This is a genomic window from Bradyrhizobium sp. 159, assembly GCF_023073795.1.
Taxonomy (GTDB): domain Bacteria; phylum Pseudomonadota; class Alphaproteobacteria; order Rhizobiales; family Xanthobacteraceae; genus Bradyrhizobium.
Genome location: NZ_JADPKE010000008.1, coordinates 1 through 1,197 on the forward strand (window position 1 = coordinate 1; position 1,197 = coordinate 1,197).

At 61.3% G+C, this 1,197-nt stretch carries 1 protein-coding gene; it reads left to right on the forward strand.

Going from position 1 to position 1,197, the window contains the following annotated elements:
* Window positions 1–94 precede the first annotated feature (94 nt).
* Window positions 95–1,192 carry an ISAs1 family transposase gene (locus tag IVA96_RS01725; protein ID WP_247275788.1) on the forward strand — a complete coding sequence of 366 codons (1,098 nt, stop codon included), beginning with the start codon at window positions 95–97 and terminating at the stop codon, window positions 1,190–1,192.
* Window positions 1,193–1,197 lie beyond the last annotated feature (5 nt).

Genomic DNA, 1,197 nt, shown 5'->3' on the forward strand with positions numbered 1-1,197 from the left:
GCAGGGGAATCGCATGTGAGCGTTCTCTGTAAGGCATTGCGAATTGGGCAGAAATCGATTCTGAAGGTGGCTCCTGAGTTGGAAGGAGCGGCCGATGGATCGATTCTCGGAGTGCTTCGAAGATCTGCCCGACCCGCGGGCGGACAATGCGCTGCATGATCTGACAGAGCTTTTGTTCATTGCGCTGATGGCGACGTTGTGCGGAGCGACGAGTTGCACAGACATGGCGCTGTTTGCACGGCTGAAGGCCTATCTTTGGCAGGACGTGCTGGTGCTCAAGCATGGGCTGCCGAGCCACGACACGTTCAGTCGTGTGTTCCGCATGCTCGATCCAAAGGCGTTCGAGACGGCGTTCCGGCGCTTTATGGAAGCCTTCGCCGAAGGCGCGAAGATCGCACGGCCGCAAGGCGTGATCGCCCTGGATGGCAAGGCGCTGCGGCGTGGCTACGAGCGCGGCAAAAGCCACATGCCGCCGGTCATGGTGACGGCGTGGGCGGCTCAGACACGCATGGCACTGGCCAATGTTCTGGCGCCGAACAACAACGAAGCCGCCGGTGCCTTGCAATTGCTCGAACTTCTGCAACTCAAGGGGTGCATCGTGACGGCCGATGCGCTGCACTGTCATCGCGAAATGGCCAAGCAGATCGTGGCGCGGGGCGGCGATTACGTGCTGGCGGTCAAGGACAACCAACCCGCTCTGCTGGCCGACGCCAAGGCGGCGATTGCTGCAGCGGCGCGCAAGGGCAAGAAGCCGGTTACGACCACCGATGCAGACCATGGGCGCAAGGAAAAGCGCAGTGCGCTTGTCGTGCCGGTCAAGGACATGGAGAAGACGCACAACTTCCCTGGCCTCACAGCCGTCGCGCGGATCCGCAGCAAGCGCGGCAAGGATAAAACCGTCGAGCGCTACTTCCTGATGAGCCAAAATTACAGCCGCACGGAGGTTCTGCGCATCGTTCGCACCCATTGGACCATCGAAAATGGCCTGCACTGGCCGCTCGACGTCATCCTCGACGAGGATCTGGCCCGCAACCGCAAAGACAACGGCCCGGCCAACCTTGCCGTACTCAGAAGACTTGCCCTCAACGTGGCCAGGGCTCACCCTGACACCACCATCTCCTTGCGCCTCAAGCTCAAGCGCGCCGGGTGGAACGATGCCTTTCTTTTTGAGCTCCTCGGCCACATGCGATAGCCCTG

Excerpts from the sequence above, each read along its gene's own strand:
- IVA96_RS01725 (WP_247275788.1), top strand. The coding sequence starts at position 95 with ATGGATCGATTCTCGGAGTGCTTCGAAGATCTGCCCGACCCGCGGGCG.